Here is an 18,578-nt window from a genome sequence, read left to right as displayed (position 1 = left end):
GTGCTCGGCGACGGGCCGCGGAGTCCAGCGTCCTCCCGGGCCGGGCGGCTCGTCAAGCCTCGATCGCGGCACCCTCGGCGCGCCAGAATTCGCGCACCACGCGGGCACACTCCGCCGGCGCCTCCAGTGGCCCGAGATAGGCGGCGCCGTCCAGCACGGCCACCGAGCCCTGTCGGAGGAACCGGCTGGCGGTGCGCGCCTGCTCCGGGGTCCAGCCGGGATGATCAGTGCCGGTGACGAACAGGGTGGGTGCCTGGATCCGCGGCAGGATCGGAGTCAGGTCCGGGCGGCGCAAGGAGATGCCGACCACCGCGTTGCGCATTCCGGCCCCGTCGGCCTCGCGGAAGCCGTCCGCGGCGATCGCGACCGCTTCCGGGTCCTTCGCCCGGGTGCGGGGGGACAACAGCACATCGACGACACTGCCGGTGAGGAATCGGATCGGCCCGACCACCCGGTGGATCGCCAGCAGCAGGTAGACGTTCGGCCGCTCGCGACGCGGATAGGCGTGCACCGGGGTGCCCACCGTGGTCAGCGTGCGGCATCGGTCGGGACGGTCGGCGGCCACCAGGATGCCGACATGGCCGCCCCAGGCGTTGCCCAGCCAGTCCACCGGCCCCGTGATGCCGATCGTGTCCAGGACTTCGATCGCCGCCCCGGCGCAGTCGGCCAGCGAGTACCGGCGACCGGGGTCACCGCTGGCGCCATGGCCGGGTCCGGTGATCATGATCAACCGGCGGTCAACGGCGAGGTCGGCCTGGACCCGCGACCAGCTGCGGTTGTCGACGAACAGGCTGTGCCAGAGCACCGCGACCGGGCGGTCACCGCCGTTGTCCAGCACCTCCAGTGGGCCCACCGTGGTGCGGATGCGGTGCGTCCGGGACTCGGCAACAGACATGGCGACCACCTCTGGACTTGACACTGTCAACCGACGATAGGCGGCTACATTGACACTGTCAACAACATCAGGAGGAGTAGGTGCCCGAGGATCCGGCGCTGACCGACCTGCTGCTCGCCACAGCGGTGGCTGCGCTCCGCGAGGCACCCGTCGAACGGCTCAGCCTGCGTAAGGTCGCCCAGCAGGTTGGTGTCAGCCATCAGGCGCCCTATGTCCACTTCGGCGACAAACGCACCTTCCTCGCCGCCGTTGCCGGCACCGGACTCCGGTCGGCGGCGGAGGTGGCCGCCCGCACGGTCGAGGCAGCCGGTGCCGACCCCCGCGACCGGCTGCACGCCCTACTCAACGCGTACCTCGAATTCATCGAGTCGGAACCGCACCTGCACGACCTGGCCTACGGCCCGCTGGTCGCCAAGGCGGATCATCCCCTCCTGCAGCAGGCCGCGATCGCCTACTGGAATGTGCTGCACGACACGGTCGAAGGCTGCCAGCCGGCTGGCACCTCGGAGGCGGAGGTGTTGCGCCGGTGCACCTCTGCGTGGGGCACCGCCTACGGCATCGCCCGGCTGAGCGCGATGGGCCAGATTCCGGCGGCCGTTCCGGCGCGGCCCCGGGAGCTGCTGCACGCGGCCGTCGACACGCTTTACGCAGGCTGGCAGCGGGACGGGCCAGGAACGGCAGAATCACCCAAATAGAGCTATAACCTCGCCGCAACGAGTCGCATACTCGGGGCGACCAGAGGAGGCCCGCACGTTGCCGAATCGATCCCACTTCCCGCCGGTGACCCCTGCCGCGAACCCTCGCACCGCGAACAGCTGGAACTTGTGCTGGTGCTGCGGCCGACCACTGCACCATATGACGTTGTGCCATTGCGGGCAGCCGCACTACTGCGAAGGCCGGCCACCCAACTGGTGCCAGCTTCCGCCGAACCGGTGACGGCGCGCGTCCGCGCCCGCTGACGCCATGGCTGGGCCGGGCTGATTCAGCTGACGAGCGACGGGCTGATCCACCCGGAGTCGCCGCGCCGCAACGGCCGAACCTCGACGACCGCATCCACGGTGAGCGGTCCGTAGATGTGCGGGAACTTCTCCTGCGCGCCGGGCGGGCTCTCCGGCACCACCGGCACGGTCAGTCGATCCGGGTCGATGACCAACAACACCATCGGTTCGGTCACGTCCGCGTAGAACCGCGCCAGCACCCCGGTGACCTGCCCGGCGTAGGACGCATGCAGGTAGCCCTCCTGCGCCAACGTCCGGCCGCGGGTGGAGACCGTGTACTCCCCCGCCGCCCGGGCCGCCGCCCAGTCCTCCACCAGGCTGCAGTGGTAGATGGGTTCGGCCACCGGTCAGACCGCCAGCACCGTGGGCACGATCATGGGTCGGCGGCGGTAGGTGTCGCCGACCCAGCGCCCGACCACCCGGCGCACCGCCTGCGCGACCCGATGCGGGTCGGTGATGCCGTCGGCCTCGGTCCGCGCGAGCTCCGCCTCGACCAGCGGCACCACGGCATGCAGCGCCTTGGGATCGTCGGAGAACCCGCGCCCGGAGATGGTGGGCGACGCCATGGCCCGGCCGGTGTGCGTGTCGATCGCGACGGTGATCGAGATGAACCCGCCCTCGCCCAGCACGAGCCGATCGGACAGCGTGTTGTCGCCGACGTCACCGACGGCGTTGCCATCCACGTACACCATGCCGACCTCGACGTGCCCGACCACCGTCGCCTTGCCCTGCCGCAGGTCGACGACGGTGCCGTTGGGCGCGAGAATCACCCGATCCTGCGGCACCCCCGTGGCAACCGCGAGCCTCGCCTGCGCCCGCAGGTGCCGCCACTCGCCATGGATGGGGATCACGTTCTTGGGACGGACCGCGTTGTACAGGTAGAGCAGCTCGCCGGCCGAGGCGTGCCCCGACACGTGCACCTTGGCAATGCCCTGATGCACGACGGTGACGCCGATCTTGGCCAGCTCGTTGATGATGGTGAACACGCTGGTCTCGTTGCCGGGGATCATGGACGACGCCAGGATCACCGTGTCCCCGGCGGTCAGGTTGACCTGCCGGTGCTCGCCCCGGGACATCCGGGACAGCGCCGAGAGCGGCTCACCCTGCGACCCGGTGGAGACCAGCATGACCTGGTCCGGCGGCAGCTCGAGCACCTTGTCCAGCGACCGGACCAGGCCGTCCGGCACCGTGAGCAGGCCCAGATCCTGCGCGATCTGCATGTTCCGGACCATCGACCGCCCGACGAAGGCGACCTTGCGGTGGTGCCGGTAGGCCGAGTCGAGCATTTGCTGCACCCGGTGCACATGGCTGGCGAACGAGGCGACGATGACCCGTTGGGTGGCCTTGGCGATGAACGAGTCCATCACCGGGCCGATCTCCCGCTCCGGCGCGACGAACCCGGGGACCTCCGCGTTCGTCGAGTCGACCAGGAACAGATCGACGCCCTTGTCCCCCAGCCGGTTGAACCCGCCCAGGTCGGTCAGCCGACCGTCCAACGGCAACTGGTCCAACTTGATGTCGCCGGTGTGCAGCACGGTGCCGGCCGGGGTCCGGATACTGACCGCGAGGGCGTCCGGGATGGAGTGGTTGACCGCGTAGAACCGCAGATCGAACGGGCCGATGCGGCGCCGGTCGCCCTCGGCCACGACCTGCAGGGTCGGCGTCAGCCGGTGTTCGCGGCACTTGGCGGCGATCAGCGCGAGGGAGAACCGGGCGCCCAGCACGGGCAGGTCCGGGCGCAGCCGCAGCAACCACGGCAGGGCCCCGATGTGGTCCTCGTGGCCGTGGGTGATGACCACCGCGTCGATGTCGTCGATCCGATCCTCGACGAGGCGCAGATCGGGCAGGATCAGATCGACACCGGGCTGACCGTCCTCAGGGAACAGCACCCCGCAGTCGACGACCAGCAGGCGGCCGTCGAACTCGTACACGGTCATGTTCCGGCCGATCTCGCCGATGCCGCCGAGTGCGACCACCCGCAGCGCATCGCGCGCGGGTGGTCGAGGTAGTTCCCGCTTGATCCGGGCACGACCCTGAGCGGATCGGGTGGCCGGCGACGAGGATCCGGGACCGGCCGGGGCCGTCACCGCAACGGGCCGATCTCGTCGAGGTCCCGGGCGATCAAGTCGGTCTGTTTGGGTGTCGCCGGGATCTGCGGCAGCCTCGGATCCCCGACGCCGAAGCCGCGCAGACGCAGCGCGGCCTTGGCGAACACCAGCCCGGACCCGCCGCCGCACCGGCCCATCGCACGATGCGCCGGCATCAGGTCGTAATGCAGCTTGCGCGCCGTGGCGTAGTCGCCGGCCTCGGCCGCATCCACCATGGCCCGCAGGTGCCGGCCGAGCACATGCCCGAGGATGCTGACGATGCCGACGCCACCCACCGACATCCACGGCAGGTTCAGCGGGTCGTCGCCGGAGTAGTAGGCCAGGTCGCTGCCGGCCATCACCTGGGATCCCGCATAAAGGTCGCCCTTGGCATCCTTGACCGCGGTGATCCGCGGGTGCTCGGCGAGCCGCAGCAGGGTCTCCGGCGCGATCGCCACCACGGCCCGCGGGGGGATGTCGTACAGCATGATCGGCAGGTCGCTGGCGTCGGCGACAGCGGCGAAGTGGGCCAGCAGGCCGTCCTGCTGCGGGCGCGAGTAGTACGGGGTGACGACCAGGGCGCCATGCGCACCGGCCTTCTCGGCGGCCTTGGCCAGCTTGACCGAGTGAGCGGTGTCGTAGGTGCCGACACCGGCCACGACGGTGGCCCGGTCACCAACCGCGTCCACGACGGCGCGGACGACAGTCTCCTTCTCGGCGTCGCTGGTGGTCGGGGACTCGCCGGTGGTGCCGTTCACCACCAGCCCGTTGTTGCCCTCGTTGACCAGCCGCTCGGCGAGCAGGCCGGTCGCGTGCACGTCCAACTCGCCGGTGGCGGTGAATGGGGTGACCATGGCGGTCAGCACGGTGCCGAACGGGCGGCCCGGCCGCCCGGCCGGCCCCGCGGAAAGCGTCGTCATACCTGGAAACCTACCGTCACCGCGGGCGCCGGTCCGTCATCACCCGGCGGTGGCGTCGTCTCCGGCCGGTCAGAACCCTCGCTGCAGGACCCGAAGGCTGCCGGCGGCCGCCGGATCGCCGTCGAACTCGATCTGCACCGCATCCCGGCCGGACACCCACAGGACGACCTCGCCAGGATCACCGATCAGGGTGACAACCGGCTCGCCCTTGCGTAGCACGACCGGATCCTGACCCGGCAGCTGAGCCACGATGCCGCTTTGGGCCTTGCGCAGCGCCAGGCGGGAGAGGCCGGACTTGACGCTGCGGGTCAGCTCGGCGGTATCCGCCAGGCTCAGCTCACGTGGTCGCCAGCCGGCCTGACCGCGCCGGACGTCCTCGTGATGGATGAACATCTCGCCGCCGTTGGCCAGATCGTTGAGGGGCCCCCAGCCGGTCGGGTTCCAGGCCGGCGGACCGCCCCGGTACTCGCTGATCAGGTCGGCCCAGGGCCGGGCACGATAGCTGTCCTGCGCCTTCTCGGTGAAGCCGTGCAGCGGCTTGACCTGGGTGCCCACCGCGCCGAGCGGGTCGCGTTCCCGAACCAGCAGGTGGATCAGCAGGTCCAGGGTCTGCCAGCCCTCGCACAGGGTGGGTTGATCGGGGCCGACCTGCTCGAACAGGTCGGCCAGGGCAGCGCGTTCGGTGCGGGCCAGGCTCATCGTGCCCACAGTACGGGCGACGACCGATCTGCTCGGCTCAGCGGGTGATGCCCGTGTGCCCGATCGAGTAGCGGCCCGGCTGGGGCATCAGGGCCAGGCCGTGCGGACCGTTGCCGACCGGGATGGTCGTGATCAGGCTTCCATCGGTGGTGTTGATCACGTACACGACGTTGTCGTACCGGCCGGAGAGCCACAACTGGCTGCCGTCGGCGCTGACGTTGCCCATGTCCGGGCTGCCTCCGCCGGGGAGCTGCCATGTGGTGATCGGGTCACCGGTGGAGGCGTCGAGCACGCTGATCGAGCCTTCGTGCCGGTTGGTGACATACAGCTTGGTCGCGTCCCGGCTGAAGTAGAGGCCGTGGGCACCGTCGCCCGTCGGGATGTGTTTGGTCACCGTCTGCAGATCCTTGTCCAGCACCCAGACTCCGTCCGAATCGGAGTCGGCGATGTAGAACTTCGAACCGTCCGGCGCGATCCGCAGGTCCTGTGGGCCCATGGTGGTGTTCCGGATCGGCATGTCGATCATCCGGACCAGCGACCGGCTCTCCATGTCGACCACCGCGACCCGGCCGTCGAACTCGCAGGAGAACACGGCCGTCCGGCCATCCGGGGTGAAGTCGCCGTGGTCGACGCCCTGGCAGTCGGGCAGGTTCAGCCGGGACAGCTCCTGCCAGGTGGTCGGGTCGTACCAGACCAGCGTGCGGTACTTCTCGGCGACCGAGATCGCGTACTTACCGTCCGGGGTGAAGTACATGTTGTACGGGTCGAGCACCGGAATGGTGTCGCCGGCCTCGCCGGTGAACGGGTCGATCCGGCGGATGACGTCACCCTGATCGTCGGTGGCGTACAGGGCGCTCATGTCGTACGACGGCACCACGTGCTGCACCTCGATGCCGACATGGAACTTGTTGACGACCTGAAAGGTCTGCGCGTCGATCACCCAGACGTCGCCGGACTTGGTGTTCGGCACATAGGCGTACGACTTCGACTTCTGCGCGTTCGCACCCAGCATGTTCACGCCGGCGTCGGAGTAGATGTTGTGCGGGTCGGTGACCGGCGGCATGCCCGGCAGCACGTCGACGGCCGCGGACGAAGGGGCCGGCGGGGCGGCGGGGGTCGCGAAGGTGGTCGCCGACCGGTCTGCGGGCATCGGGTCCATCGACATCGTCGAGTGGTCCATCGACTCGGGCGACGCCGACGCCGACGCCGACGTTTCCGAGGCGGACGTGCCCGAGCCCGAGATGTCCGAGGTCGAGGGAGCTGCCGTCGGGCCCGCGGAACAGGCCGTCACCGCCATCACCAGGACCGTGACGCCGACCAGGCCCGTCCGTCGCATTTGTGCTCCTTCACCCGATACCGGCGCCGCCCCGAACCGGTGATGAGAGTAGCCAGCAGCCGTGTGGTCACAGTTGCAGCGCGCCGCCGCGTCGCTCACACTGCGTAAGTGAGCCAGGTGCGGACAACGCAATCCGACCGATCGGCGATCGTTCGCGGGCCTCTGCTCGGGGCGCTCGTCCTGACGCCGCTCCTGCTCCTGGCCGGGTGCGGATCCTCCGGGCAACCGCAGCCGACCACCTCCTCGGCGCCGGCCGCGTCGACGGCGGCCGAGTCGTCGACCGTCTCGGAGTCCGCGCCGGCCGGCGGTGCCACCACCACCGTGCAGGGCACGGTGACCGCGGGGGTCGAGAGCGGCTGCGTGGTGCTGGTCGACGCCTCCGGCGCCGTGGTGGCCAACCTGCAGGGCTGGGACTTGCGGGCCCACCCGGTCAATTCGCAGGTGGAGGTGACCGGCACCTACGAGCCGGACCTGATGACGACCTGCCAGCAGGGCACGCCGTTCGAGGTCATCGCCGTAGTAAGCCGCTGACCACGGTTCGCCGCGGTCAGCCGTCCCCGACCAGCGGCGAGGCGGCGACCGCGGTGCCGTCGGGCAAATCGCTGATCCGGAAATCCGCGAACACGTTGGGCGCCAGCATCTGTAGCTCACGCAGCACCGCGACGGCCAACGAACGGATCTCCACGTCGGCCGCCTCGGTCGCCCGCATCCCGATGAAGTGCCGCCAGGCCCGGTAGTTGCCGGTGACGACGATGGCGGTCGTGGTCGCGTTGGGCAGCACCGAACGCGCCGCCTGCCGGGCCTGCTTGCGAGCCAGGGTGCCGTCGGGCGCCCGCGCCGCTCGCTCCTCCAACCCGGCCAGCAGCCGGCCGTAGGCGTCGGCGGCGTGCCGGGCGGCGTCGACGAAGACGGCGTGCAGTTCCGGATCGGCGGCAATCGCCTCCGGCTCGGCGACCTCCGGGCCGGCCGCCGGCAGGTACCGCTGGGACAGCTGGGAGTAGGAGAAGTGCCGGTGCCGGATCAGCTCGTGAGTCACCGACCGGGACACGTCGGTGATGTAGAAGGTCGCGGTGCTGTGTTCGAGCACGGACAGATGGCCGACGTTGAGGATGTGGTCCAGGTACCCCGCGTTGGTCGCGGTGGCCGGGATCGGCTTGCTCCACGACTGGTAGCAGGCCCGTCCGGCGAATTCCGCAAGCGCCTGACCGCCGGACGCGTCCGTCGTCCAGGGCACATCCGGCGGCGGCAGGAACTCGGTCCGGGCGATCAGCCGGACCGTCGGCGGTGCGCTCAGAGCGCGCCCCCGGCCGCCGTCGGCGCGCTCGCGTCGGAACCGGAGTCACCGACCTGTTCGCGGGCCAGGTAGGTCTCGATCTCGAACCAGTCGCTGCCGGCCCGCTGGGCGACGTTCAGCAACGTCGACATGGAGGCGACCTCCTCGACCTGCTCCTTGAGGAACCAGAGCATGAACTGCTCGCCCAGGAAGTCGTTCTCGGCGCGCGCGGTCGCGAACAGTTCCTTGATCTGGTCGGTGACCGTGCGCTCCTGGGCCAGGGCCAGCGCGATCGGGTCGACCACCGAGTCGAAGTCGCTGCGCACCTCATCGACGCCGGGGATCGGCACCTGAAGATCGCGGTCCAGCATCCACTGCACGATCATCATGGCGTGGTTGCGCTCCTCGACCGACTGCCGGTAGAAGTGCGCGGCCAGCTGGGGCAGGTCGTGGGCGTCGAACCAGACCGCGATCGCGATGTACTGCTGGCTGGCGTTGAACTCGTGGCGGACCTGCTCGCGTAGCAGGCCGACGTAACGGCTGGACGTGTCGGTGGCGGTCATGGCCGGAATAGTACGGGTGACGTCATACCCCCTTGAAGAGACGTCATAGTGGTGTCATCATGGCGTCATGGACCTCACGCCCTACACCCAGAGCCTGCGCGATGACCTGATCACCGCGGCATCCGTCGGCGACGACGACGCTCGCCGCGCCGCGGTGATGCTGGCCGGCGCGATCGAGCCCGCCGCCCGACTGGCCATCATGAACGCCCTCTCGGATCTCGCCGCCGAAGTGACCGGCGCCCTCCGGGATACGACCGTCGAACTGAAACTGGACGGCCGGGACGTCCGGCTGTCGGTCACCGAGCACCACGGTCCGGAGCCCGTCGCCGCCGGGACCTCGGAGTATCTGCGCAAACCGGATGCGTCCGGCCCGGGCGGCGCCGACTCGCCCGACGATCTCAAGCGGGCCGTCCAGGACGCCAGCGGCGAACTCTCGCGAACCACGGTTCGGCTGTTCAACGAGCTCAAGTCGCAGGCCGAGCGGGCCGCCGCCGACCAGGGTGTCTCGTTGAACACCTACATCTCCCGCGCCGTGTCGGACTCGGTGCGGTCCGCGGTGCCCAACAAGAACCAGCGCGGTCGGGGCGGCGCCAACGACCGCAACGTCACCGGCTACATCCGCGGATGAGCTGTTCACCCTCCCGCCCCACCCCGCCCGCAGGCGCCGCTCGACCCACCGGCCCTGAGATGAGGACCCCATGCAGACCTTCCTGACCCCCGAACCGATCACCATCGAGATCCGCAACTCCGCCGGCTCCGTCCAGGTCGACCTGGCCGACGTCACGACGTCGACCATCGATGTGGTGCCCGGCCCGTCGCACCCGCTCGGCTTTCTGGACGACGTGATCCGAGCGGCCAAGGCCCAGTTCGCCGGCGCGCGCAGCGGCGGCGCCGACAGTGCACCGAGCGGCTACCGGGAGGACCGGCCCCTCGACGACCCGACCGAACGGGTCCGGGTGGACCTTCGCCAGCACGGCGACGGCGGCGAATCCACGACCCTGATCGTCGACACCGACCCGGCCCGGGACGGGTGGAAGTCCGCGTTCACCGTGCACATCACCGCCCCCGCCGGATCCGGGGTGCGGGTGCAGACCCAGTCGGCCGGCACGGTGACCACCGGCATCGCCGGACGCGTCGAGGTGCGGACGGCGTCGGGCGACGTCCGCCTCGATCAGGTGCTCGGCCGTTCGGTGGTGCAGACCGCCAGCGGTGACGTGACGATCGCGGACACCGCCGAATGCGACATCCGGACCGCCTCGGGCGACATCGAGCTGCGGCGGGTTCGGTCGGAGGCCCAGCTGCACTCGACCTCCGGTGATATCCGGGTTGATGGTGCCGGCGACGACCTGTCCGCGCGGAGCGTCTCCGGCGACGTCCGGGTGGCGGACGCCGTCTCGGGCCGGGTCGAGCTGATCACCGTGTCCGGGGACGTGGAGGTCGGCGTGCACGCCGGCACGCTGGCCGCGATCGACCTGAGCACCGTCTCGGGCACGACACACAACGACTTCGTGGTCAGCGACGAGCCGCCGGCCCGGCCGGATTCTGCGGCCGACGGGGTCGTCGACGCCGTCGTGGACGCGATGGTGAATCCCGACACCGAAGCCGAGACCGGGAGCGCGGACGCGGGGTCGGGCCGGCCGCTCGACGGGGCCGTCGGTGCGGACGAGCCGGTGCTGGAACTGCGGGTCAAGACCACATCGGGCGATGTCCGGCTGCGCCGCGCCGAGGCCGGCTGACCGGGCCGGACCGGCTGACCGCGCCGGACCGGCTGACCGCGCGGACCCTGACCGCGCGGACCGGGGACCGGTTCGGGGCTCAGGTCGCCGGACCGGGGCTCAGGTCGCCGGACCGGGGCTCAGGTCGCCGGACCGGGGCTCAGGGATCCAGGCGGAGCGCCAGGCCGCCGCGACGCGGGTCCGCGGCCGGTCCGTCCTCGCCGACGACGGCGACCCCGCCGAAGAACGGCCGCTGCTCCGGCCACTGCACGACGTTCTCGCCGTCGTCGATCAGGGCCGCGATCACGCCGGGACCGAATCCCGGTTCGAGGTGGACGGCGTCGGGGGTGGCGGTCATCCGCGGCGCCGCCACCGCCTCCGCCGGGCTCCGCCCGTCGATCAGCACCCGGGTCAGCACCTGGAGCAGGGCGGGCCGGATACGGCTGCCGCCGGCCGCGCCGCCGGCGAACAGCAGCGCACCGGCGGGGTCGGTCACCACCAGCGGAACCATCATCGACGGCATCCGGTCCCCCGGCGCCATCTGCGCGCGCAGCAGTTCGCCCTCGCCGAGCATCGAGTTGCCATGGACCCCGCCGTGCCAGACGCCCGAGCCGAGCCCCAGCGAATGCGTGGCCGCGCAGGCGTTTCCGTTGGAATCGACGGCGACCAGCGTGGTGGTCTCCGCGCGACGTGCCGGCGCACGCAGGGCCCGGGCCAACTGCCGAGCCCGCGTCACCGGGTCGCGACTCGCCCCGCTCTGCTCGAGAACGCTTGCCGTGTAGGCAAATTCATCCAGATCGTTGTCCCGGACGCAGATGATCCCCGGACCGAATCGGGTCCGCGCCACGGTCAGTTCCTGCGCCCGGTAGGCGGCCATGTCGACGTCGGAGAGCGCACCACCGTCGGCCCGGACCGCCGCGACGAACGCCCGGCCGCGCTCGCCGGTGGTCAGGGCCTCGGGCCCTTCGTTCAGGTAGTCGTCAAGGGTGTCGGCCAGGCCCTCGTGATGAAGCAGCTCGCCCGGACCCAGGTGGCGTCGGCCGCCGCTCCCGTCCGGGCGGGAGTACACCGCGACCCCGTCGCCCAGCACCATCGCCGCCGCCACATCGGGCAACAGGACCGCGTGCTGCATCGGGAACGGGGTCCCCTTCTCTGCGAGGTCCCGAGCCGGACGGACGATCTGCGACCATTCCAATTGACCGAAGGACGAGTGCAAGGCGGCCACCCCGGCCGGCGTGCCGGGCACGGCGACACTCGGGCCACCGACCGCGTAGGGCACATCGACGTCGCCGAACGCCACTTTGATGTCCCTGGCCGGCGCGGGCACGGTGCCGTCCAGCCCGGGGACGGCGACGAAGAAATCCAGACAGTGCACCTGCCTGGTGGACGCCTCGTAGACGGTCGCAAAGCCGCCACCGCCAAGTCCGGTGAACAGGGTCTCCGATACGCAGCTCGCCAGGATCATCGCGGCGACGGCGTCCGCCGCCGATCCGCCGTCCCGGAGGATGTCCCGACCGGCCGCGGCGGTGGCCGGATGTCCGGCGGCGACGGATGCGGGCAAGGAGGTCACCGAGGAAGGTTATCCGCCCCTCGCGAGACTCGGATGACGCGAAAGGGCCGCCGCCAGGTTCCCGCGCGGGACGACCACCAGCTCCGGCAGGTCGAGCCACCGCGCCATCCGTCGCAGTTCGGTGGCGGCGACCTCCAGCATCGGCGCCAGGTCGGCGCCCGGTTCCGACCATGAGGCCTGGACCAACAGCCGGCCGGCGGCCCGATCGGCCTTCAGATCGAACCGGCCGGCCAGACTGTCGCCGACCAACAACGGCAACACGTAGTACCCGTAGACCCGCTTCGCCGCCGGTGTGTAGATCTCGATCCGATAGTGCATGCCGAACAGCCGTTCCGTCCGCTCCCGCCGCCAGACGAGCGGATCGAAGGGACTGAGCAAGGCGGCACCGTCCACCGCTCGTGGGAGTCGGGCTTCGCGGTGCAGGAACGCCGGCTGATCCCACCCCCGGACCTCGACGGGCCGGACCCGGCCGTCCTCGACCAGGTCGGCCAGCGCGCGCCGGGTGTCCGCGATGCCCATCCGGTAGTAGTCGGCGAGGTCGGCCACCGTCCCGATGCCGTGCGCCCGGGCGGCCAGCGCAACGAGCTCCCGTTTGGCGTCCGGCTCGGCCGGCGTGGCCGCGGCGGCCACACCCGCCGGCAGCACCCGTTCGGTCAGGTCGAAGACGCGCTCGAAGCCGCGCCGCCGGGTCACGCCGATCGCGCCCACCATGAACAGGTGCTCGCAGGCAATCTTGGTGATCGACCACTCCCACCAGCCGGCGACGTCGCGGCCGGGGGCCTCGAGAGCCCGTTCGATATCACCCGCCGAGCTGGGCCCGAGATCGCGGATGGCGTCAAGCACGACGTCCAGGAAGCCGGGATGCTCGGCCTGCAACCGCTTGAGCATTCCCCATGGACCGTCGACCTCCCGTTCCCGTTGGCGCCACCGCAGCAGCGGCTCGCGTTCGACGGGAATCAACGAGGCCATGTGGGCCCAGGACTCCACCAGCAACCGGTCCCGATTCTGAATCGGCCACGCCGCCCCCTCGAGCAGGCCGGTCGGGTACGGGCCCAACCGGCTGAACAACGGCAGCAGATGAGCGCGGGCAAGCACGTTCACCGAGTCGATCTGCAGCAGGCCGATCGTGTCGACCAGTCGGCGCAGATGTCCCCGGTTGACCGGCCGTGCCTCGTCGGGCTGCGGCGAGGCCAGCTGCTGTGCCGAGATCGCGATGCGGCGCGCCTGGCCGGCGGTCAGGGCCAGCACCGCGGGCCTCGGCCGGCGCTTGTCGACTGCCGCGACGGATGCGGGTGCCGCGACGGATGCGGGTGCCGCGACGGATGCGGGTGCCGCGACGGATGCGGGTGCCGCGACGGATGCGGGTGCCGCGACGGATGCGGGTGCCGCGACGGATGCGGGTGCCGCGGCGGATGCGGGTGCCGCGGCGGGTGCGGTGCCCGCCGGAGCCGGGCGGGGCGACACGGTGCTCAGCCTCATGGGGCCGATGCTGCCACCCGGCACTGACAGTGCCCGGATCCTGGCATGCTGGCCGTTCGTGACCACCAGTTCCGTCCGCCCGGCGTCCGTCGACGATGCCCCGACGATCGCCCGATTGCAGCTCGCGGTCTGGCGACAGTCGTTCGCAACCGTGTTGCCCGCGGCGGCGGTGAATACCGATCCGACTTCGCACTCCGCGTCCTGGGCGAACCGCATCGAGTGGGGCGGGCCGGTGCTGTTGGCTTTGGAAGGCACCGAGCCGGTCGGGTTCGCCGCCGCGACGAGCGAACCGGACCGGCGCAATCTGCTCGACACACTCGGCGAGATCGAGGTGCTGCACGTCGTGCCGCGCTGGGGTAGGCGCGGTCACGGCGGTCGACTGCTCGTCGCGACCGCCGCGGAACTGCGCCGCCGCGGCGCCCGAACCGGGCGATGGTGGGTGCCGCAGGTGGACTCGGCGACGGCCCGCTTCCTGACGGCGGCCGGCTGGGCCGAGGATGGGGTCCGGCGAGAGTTGGACACCGGCGCGGCGCCGATCATCGAGTTGCGCTGGTCGGGGACCCTGGACCTTGTCGCGATCTGACGCACTGACGGTGACGCGGCGCTCATCCCGTTGAGCTGGCGGAAGTCGCTGGTCGGAGCAGTCTGGCGCGGCCGACGCCTGCCGTCCCATCCGGACGCACCACATCGGCCCCGATAGTCGACGACTCCCTTCTTGGGTGGACATCTCCCCTGCTGCTCCGAATCGGCGGTGCGGGAACGGCTGGCCCTGCCGCACCGGCTGGCCGTCGTGGTGGCAACCTCGGCGCGCTGATCGGTTCTGCGGGAGACCCGGGTCGCCGTCGCCAGGGCCCGGCTGCGCTGGCACGCCGGCGGTCCACGGGCGGCGCCGACCGCAGCTGGGCGGGTGGGGGTCGAGCCGGAGCCGGTTGGACCTCCCGGTCCTCCGTGAGTGTCGTAGGTCGGTGAGACGCTGTAGTTGGAGGACTCTTTGGCGGGGTTCACCTGTTCGAACGCATTGTGTTTACCAGGCGTTTTCCCTTGTCACGAGCGCATGGGGTCGGTAGAATCGAACGTATGTCGTCGATCCTCGAGGCCGCTGCCGCGTTCCTCGCGGCCGTGGCCGCGGCGGGCCTGGACGAGTTGACCGACCCGGAGCGGATCGATGAGCTGACGGCGTTGGAGCGGGTGAAGTCGGCGGCGTTCGCCCGGCAGGCGCAGGTGACGGACGGGTTCGCCGGGTCGCAGCGGGCGTTGTTGGTGGCGGCGGGGTCGAAGCCGGGAGAGATCAGCCGGTCGGTGTGCGGGCAGGTCGGGTTGGCCCGGCGGGACAGCGCGCACAAAGGGAACCGGCATGTCGGGTTGGCTCGCACCCTGGTGCGGGAAATGCCCGGGGTGCTGGCCGTGCTCGCGGCCGGGGAGGCCAGTGAATGGCGGGCCACGATCATCGCCCGGGAAACCGCGCACCTGTCGGTGGAGCACCGCGCGCAGATCGATGCGGCGATCGCGGGCGAGCTGGCCGGGTGGGGTGATGCGCGGACCGAGCGGGAGGCGCGGGCGTGGGCGCAGCGGCTGGATCCGCATGGTGCGGCGGAACGGGCGGCGAAGGCGGCGGTGGACCGGCGGGTCAGTATCCGGCCGGCGCCGGACTGCATGACGTACGTGACGGCGCTGCTACCGGTGAAGGACGGGTGCGCGGTGTTCGGGGAACTGCACCGCTTCGCGATGACCGGTGCGGGTGACGGGGACGAGCACCGGTCCAAGGGTCAGATCATGGCCGACGCCCTGGTGGACCGGGTACTGACACCGGCCGAGGGGCCACCGCAGGTACCCGGCGTCGAGGTGCATCTGGTGATGACCGACCGGACCCTGGTCGACGCCGACGATGAACCCGCCCACGTCGTCGGGGTCGGGCCGATCCCCGCGCCGCTCGCCCGGGACCTGGTCCGCGCGGACGAGCAGACCCGGGTGTGGGTGCGGCGGTTGTTCACCGACCCGACCAGCGGGGAGCTGGCCGCCACCGATGCCCGGCGGCGAGACTTCCCGTCCGCCGCAAGGATGTTTCTGACCGTGCGGGATCAGGTGTGCCGCACGCCGTGGTGTGGGGCGCCGATCCGGCACGCCGACCACGCCGTGGCCGTGGCGAAGGGTGGGAACACCGACCTGCGCAACGGCAACGGTCGCTGCGCCCGGTGCAACCTGACGAAGGATCTGCGGGGCTGGGCCACCCAGGTGCGGGACGGCACCATCGTGACCACCACCCCGACCGGACACCGGTACCGCAGCCGGCCACCGAAACCCCCCACCTCGCCGCCCTGGGCACGGACATCGGCGCCCTGGACGTCAACCCCGGAGCCCTGGCTGCCGGCCGTCAACGTCGACCTCCAATGGCCCGGCTCCGGCACCAGCGGATAGTGAAGGTCAGCCGCCGTCGCCTTGGACGAGGACGACTCGGTACTCGCCAATCTCCAGGGCGTCATTGCCGGTTGCGTTCAAGGTCCCGGAACCCGAGACTCCCGTATTCGACTGCCAGGTGACAGTCCAGTTCGACGTAGCCGTGATCGGCCACTTGCCGGTTCCGCCGGTTCTATCCTTCGCGGACATCCAGGTGTATTTGTGCCCGCAGGGCGGCTCGGCCTTCCAGTCATAGCCCATCGGCGGCGCGGTTCCGGTGCCCTGGCAGGTGATCGTGACGGGAGGCCCGGATTCGTAAGGTCCGCCGGTGGCGGCGGGCTCGCCGAGGGACCATGTGACGGAAGTGAGCGTGGCCGTTGCCGTGACGGAAACTCCATNGCGGGGCTGGGCCACCCAGGTGCGGGACGGCACCATCGTCACCACCACCCCGACCGGGCACCGCTACCGCAGCCGGCCACCGAAACCCCCCACCTCCGCACCCTGGGCACGGACATCGGCGCCCTGGACGTCAACCCCGGAGCCCTGGCTGCCGGCCGTCAACGTCGACCTCCAATGGCCCGGCTCCGGCACCAGCGGATAGCACGGGTCAGCAGTCGCCGCCCGGGGCGAATAGTGAGTGCACCCGCCAGATTCCGTCCTCGCCCTTGTGCATCTCGCCGCGAATGTTCACGCGTGGCTCGCCGGTCGTGAGGACCTTCCCGGTTGCCGTTTCGACAGTCCCGGTCTCGGATTGGTCCTGGCAGTCGGCGATGGGCGCGATCGGTGCACCGTCGATCGACATTGGAAAGATGATGTGGTGCTTGACGTACCCGTAGTTGTCGATTCCGGATCCGTCGCCATCCGCAATCGCGGCTCGCATCCGTTCATTCATGTCCGGGGTAGCCACGGCCGCCAGGACACCTTCCCGCTGGTCGACAGGAGTGCGCACGATGTCGGCGAACGCGCGCCAGAAGGAATTCCACTGACTTTCGATGCCGGCGCGGTCGGCGGCCTCTCGCGCTTCCGGAGCGATCGGAATCGACGTGGCAGTCGAACTCGCTGCCGATTCCGGGGGTGGACTCAGCGATGGTGCCGTTGACGACGTGGAGACTGAAGTCGACGACCCGGCTGACACCGTGACCACGACAACGGAAGTGTTGGATTGCGCCATAGGTTCAGTGGCGCAGCCTGTACAGACGCTAAAGAGTACGGCGCAGAGCGCGATGCCAATAGTTCGCCCGAGACCAACGCCGGTCAGGGTCGGAATCATCGGTTGCATGCTGGAGTCCGTCCCCAATCCTGCGCTCGAACCCGATTCGGTGCCCCCGGTCCGGGTGCGAACCAAGCTTCGAAAGTCTCGACCGCGATCGAGCGACGTCGCACCGAGCCGACTGACGCGGAGGCGCTTGATCAAGCTAGCCGCCTGGTCCCTGGACAAGGACGGTGCGATATTCACCGATCTCGAGGGCTTCGGTGCTCGATGCATTGAGAACGGTCGATCCCGAAACGCCGGTGTTCGACTGCCACGTCACGTTCCAGTTCGAGGTCGCAGTGATCGGCCATTTGCCGCTTCCGCCCGTGCGGTCCTTGGCGGACATCCAGGTGTACTTGTGTCCGCAGGGAGGTTGGGCCTTCCAGTCATAGCCCACCGGCGGCGCGGTTCCGGTGCCCTGGCAGGTGATCGTGACGGGAGGCCCAGATTCGTAAGGTCCGCCGGTGGCGACGGGCTCGCCGAGGGACCATGTCGTTGAATCCAGTGTCGCAGTAGCCGTGACCGAAACTCCTCCAGCGGCCGCCGTGGCCGTCAAGGGTCCTGGACTGTCGATCCAGAGCCACGTCCATAGGTTGACCGCCAGCTTTGCTTTGTCCGGTCCAGCGCTGATATGCGGTGCCGGTACTTGAAGCTGACGAATTGCACGTTCGGCGATGACCCTCGGATCCGGGGGCGGTGGCACCGCAGCGGCTGCGAGAACCGCGTTGGGAAAGAACTGCAACTCGACCGGCCGACCCTCGAGGTTCCCAGGGGCGTCAGGAGTGCCAGGGCCAAGAATGGCGCAACTCTTCCATTTCACCTCGCCGTCCGCCGCAGAATTTCCACCCCAGGCCGGATCGCCTGGGTCGAGTGGTGATGAAAGGCTCGCCCAACCACAGTACGTCTCATTTTGCACCAGCCCCAGGCCCGCCATAGGGTCCTTCGGCCATGATGAAGCAGAGCCAAGACTTGCGAATTCGGTCATATCGTCAACGACCTCCGCAGCGTCCGAAAACGCCTCCTCGACCGAGGAGACCATCAGTGTCAGAAGGCTGAATGCTTCGTCGCCGCTCCCGTTGCCCCTTTCGACATCGACACCCTCATTGTTGTCGCCCTCATCCAGCAGCTTCGCGTATGCGCTCGGTGTCGGGAGCGCCAGTACTGCAATCATGGCGATTACCAGGAGGAACGAACGGGTTAGCATGGCACATTCGTTGGGTACTGGACGTTCTGGACTCGCCAGATCCCGTCCGATCCGCGTACGAGGCCAGCCTGTGTGTGATTGTCCGACACGCCAACTGTTCTCTTCTTTCCAGAACTGACGTAGACTGATCCATAGCCGCTCTGGTCCTGGCAATCTTCGAGTATGGCGAGCCCCTGCACGGAGTCTATTTGAA

Annotated in this window: 18 protein-coding genes; 6 read left to right on the top strand and 12 right to left on the bottom strand. The window is 70.0% G+C overall.

Translation table 11 applies throughout. From position 1 onward, the window contains the following. Positions 1 to 52 precede the first annotated feature (52 nt). The gene (locus ACILSK_RS03625) at positions 53 to 895 is read right to left on the bottom strand and encodes an alpha/beta fold hydrolase (RefSeq protein ID WP_395725748.1); all 843 of its coding nucleotides are present in this window, start codon (positions 893 to 895) and stop codon (positions 53 to 55) included. An 80-nt stretch (positions 896 to 975) separates the two neighbouring features. On the opposite strand from ACILSK_RS03625, the gene ACILSK_RS03620 reads away from it, so the two are divergent. Next, complete coding sequence (locus tag ACILSK_RS03620; RefSeq protein ID WP_395725747.1) at positions 976 to 1,590, top strand: TetR/AcrR family transcriptional regulator; 615 nt, start codon at positions 976 to 978, stop codon at positions 1,588 to 1,590. A 287-nt stretch (positions 1,591 to 1,877) separates the two neighbouring features. Here ACILSK_RS03620 and ACILSK_RS03615 read toward each other — a convergent pair whose 3' ends face one another. The 5 genes from ACILSK_RS03615 to ACILSK_RS03595 form a co-directional block, all read right to left on the bottom strand. Beyond that, complete coding sequence (locus tag ACILSK_RS03615) at positions 1,878 to 2,237, bottom strand: DUF952 domain-containing protein (protein WP_395725746.1); 360 nt, start codon at positions 2,235 to 2,237, stop codon at positions 1,878 to 1,880. 3 nt (positions 2,238 to 2,240) lie between these two features. After that, positions 2,241 to 3,914 (bottom strand): ribonuclease J, encoded by a 1,674-nt coding sequence (locus ACILSK_RS03610; RefSeq protein ID WP_395725840.1) that lies wholly within the window; start codon positions 3,912 to 3,914, stop codon positions 2,241 to 2,243. Between the two features lie 62 nt (positions 3,915 to 3,976). Continuing rightward, positions 3,977 to 4,900, bottom strand: a complete 924-nt coding sequence (gene dapA, locus ACILSK_RS03605) for a 4-hydroxy-tetrahydrodipicolinate synthase (RefSeq protein ID WP_395725745.1) — start codon at positions 4,898 to 4,900, stop codon at positions 3,977 to 3,979. Between the two features lie 69 nt (positions 4,901 to 4,969). Further along, positions 4,970 to 5,599, bottom strand: coding sequence for a TIGR03085 family metal-binding protein (locus ACILSK_RS03600; RefSeq protein ID WP_395725744.1), 630 nt, complete (start codon positions 5,597 to 5,599; stop codon positions 4,970 to 4,972). 37 nt (positions 5,600 to 5,636) lie between these two features. Beyond that, complete coding sequence (locus ACILSK_RS03595) at positions 5,637 to 6,935, bottom strand: YncE family protein (protein ID WP_395725743.1); 1,299 nt, start codon at positions 6,933 to 6,935, stop codon at positions 5,637 to 5,639. A 108-nt stretch (positions 6,936 to 7,043) separates the two neighbouring features. Here ACILSK_RS03595 and ACILSK_RS03590 point away from each other — a divergent pair, with 108 nt between their 5' ends. Continuing rightward, a complete protein-coding gene (locus ACILSK_RS03590) occupies positions 7,044 to 7,466 on the top strand; it encodes a hypothetical protein (RefSeq protein ID WP_395725742.1) in 423 nt (140 codons plus the stop codon). A 16-nt stretch (positions 7,467 to 7,482) separates the two neighbouring features. Here ACILSK_RS03590 and thyX read toward each other — a convergent pair whose 3' ends face one another. Then, the gene (gene thyX / locus ACILSK_RS03585) at positions 7,483 to 8,229 is read right to left on the bottom strand and encodes an FAD-dependent thymidylate synthase (RefSeq protein WP_395725839.1); all 747 of its coding nucleotides are present in this window, start codon (positions 8,227 to 8,229) and stop codon (positions 7,483 to 7,485) included. Further along, on the bottom strand, positions 8,226 to 8,771 hold the full coding sequence (locus tag ACILSK_RS03580) for a ferritin (RefSeq protein WP_395725741.1): 546 nt from the start codon (positions 8,769 to 8,771) through the stop codon (positions 8,226 to 8,228). The genes thyX and ACILSK_RS03580 overlap by 4 nt, the downstream gene beginning before the upstream one ends. Positions 8,772 to 8,838: 67 nt before the next feature. Here ACILSK_RS03580 and ACILSK_RS03575 point away from each other — a divergent pair, with 67 nt between their 5' ends. Beyond that, a complete protein-coding gene (locus ACILSK_RS03575) occupies positions 8,839 to 9,399 on the top strand; it encodes a toxin-antitoxin system HicB family antitoxin (protein WP_395725740.1) in 561 nt (186 codons plus the stop codon). Positions 9,400 to 9,469: 70 nt separating this feature from the next. Continuing rightward, positions 9,470 to 10,507 (top strand): DUF4097 family beta strand repeat-containing protein, encoded by a 1,038-nt coding sequence (locus tag ACILSK_RS03570; protein ID WP_395725739.1) that lies wholly within the window; start codon positions 9,470 to 9,472, stop codon positions 10,505 to 10,507. Between the two features lie 139 nt (positions 10,508 to 10,646). On the opposite strand, the gene ACILSK_RS03565 is transcribed toward ACILSK_RS03570, so the two are convergent. Further along, positions 10,647 to 12,056, bottom strand: coding sequence for a gamma-glutamyltransferase (locus ACILSK_RS03565; RefSeq protein WP_395725738.1), 1,410 nt, complete (start codon positions 12,054 to 12,056; stop codon positions 10,647 to 10,649). A gap of 9 nt (positions 12,057 to 12,065) precedes the next feature. Next, positions 12,066 to 13,304 (bottom strand): winged helix-turn-helix domain-containing protein, encoded by a 1,239-nt coding sequence (locus tag ACILSK_RS03560; protein WP_395725737.1) that lies wholly within the window; start codon positions 13,302 to 13,304, stop codon positions 12,066 to 12,068. Positions 13,305 to 13,593: 289 nt separating this feature from the next. Between ACILSK_RS03560 and ACILSK_RS03555 the strand changes: the two genes are divergently transcribed. Next, on the top strand, positions 13,594 to 14,118 hold the full coding sequence (locus tag ACILSK_RS03555; protein WP_395725736.1) for a GNAT family N-acetyltransferase: 525 nt from the start codon (positions 13,594 to 13,596) through the stop codon (positions 14,116 to 14,118). Positions 14,119 to 14,612: 494 nt separating this feature from the next. Next, entirely contained in the window at positions 14,613 to 15,950 is a 1,338-nt protein-coding gene (locus ACILSK_RS03550; protein WP_395725735.1) for an HNH endonuclease, read from the top strand. Positions 15,951 to 16,536: 586 nt separating this feature from the next. Here ACILSK_RS03550 and ACILSK_RS03545 read toward each other — a convergent pair. Together ACILSK_RS03545 and ACILSK_RS03540 are read right to left on the bottom strand one after the other, a co-directional pair. Then, on the bottom strand, positions 16,537 to 17,199 hold the full coding sequence (locus ACILSK_RS03545) for a hypothetical protein (protein WP_395725734.1): 663 nt from the start codon (positions 17,197 to 17,199) through the stop codon (positions 16,537 to 16,539). Between the two features lie 145 nt (positions 17,200 to 17,344). Then, entirely contained in the window at positions 17,345 to 18,352 is a 1,008-nt protein-coding gene (locus ACILSK_RS03540; RefSeq protein ID WP_395725733.1) for a hypothetical protein, read from the bottom strand. Positions 18,353 to 18,578: the final 226 nt, after the last annotated feature.

This window comes from Nakamurella sp. (assembly GCF_044224575.1).
Lineage (GTDB): Bacteria > Actinomycetota > Actinomycetes > Mycobacteriales > Nakamurellaceae > Nakamurella.
This window is presented reverse-complemented; position numbering and strand designations above follow the sequence as displayed.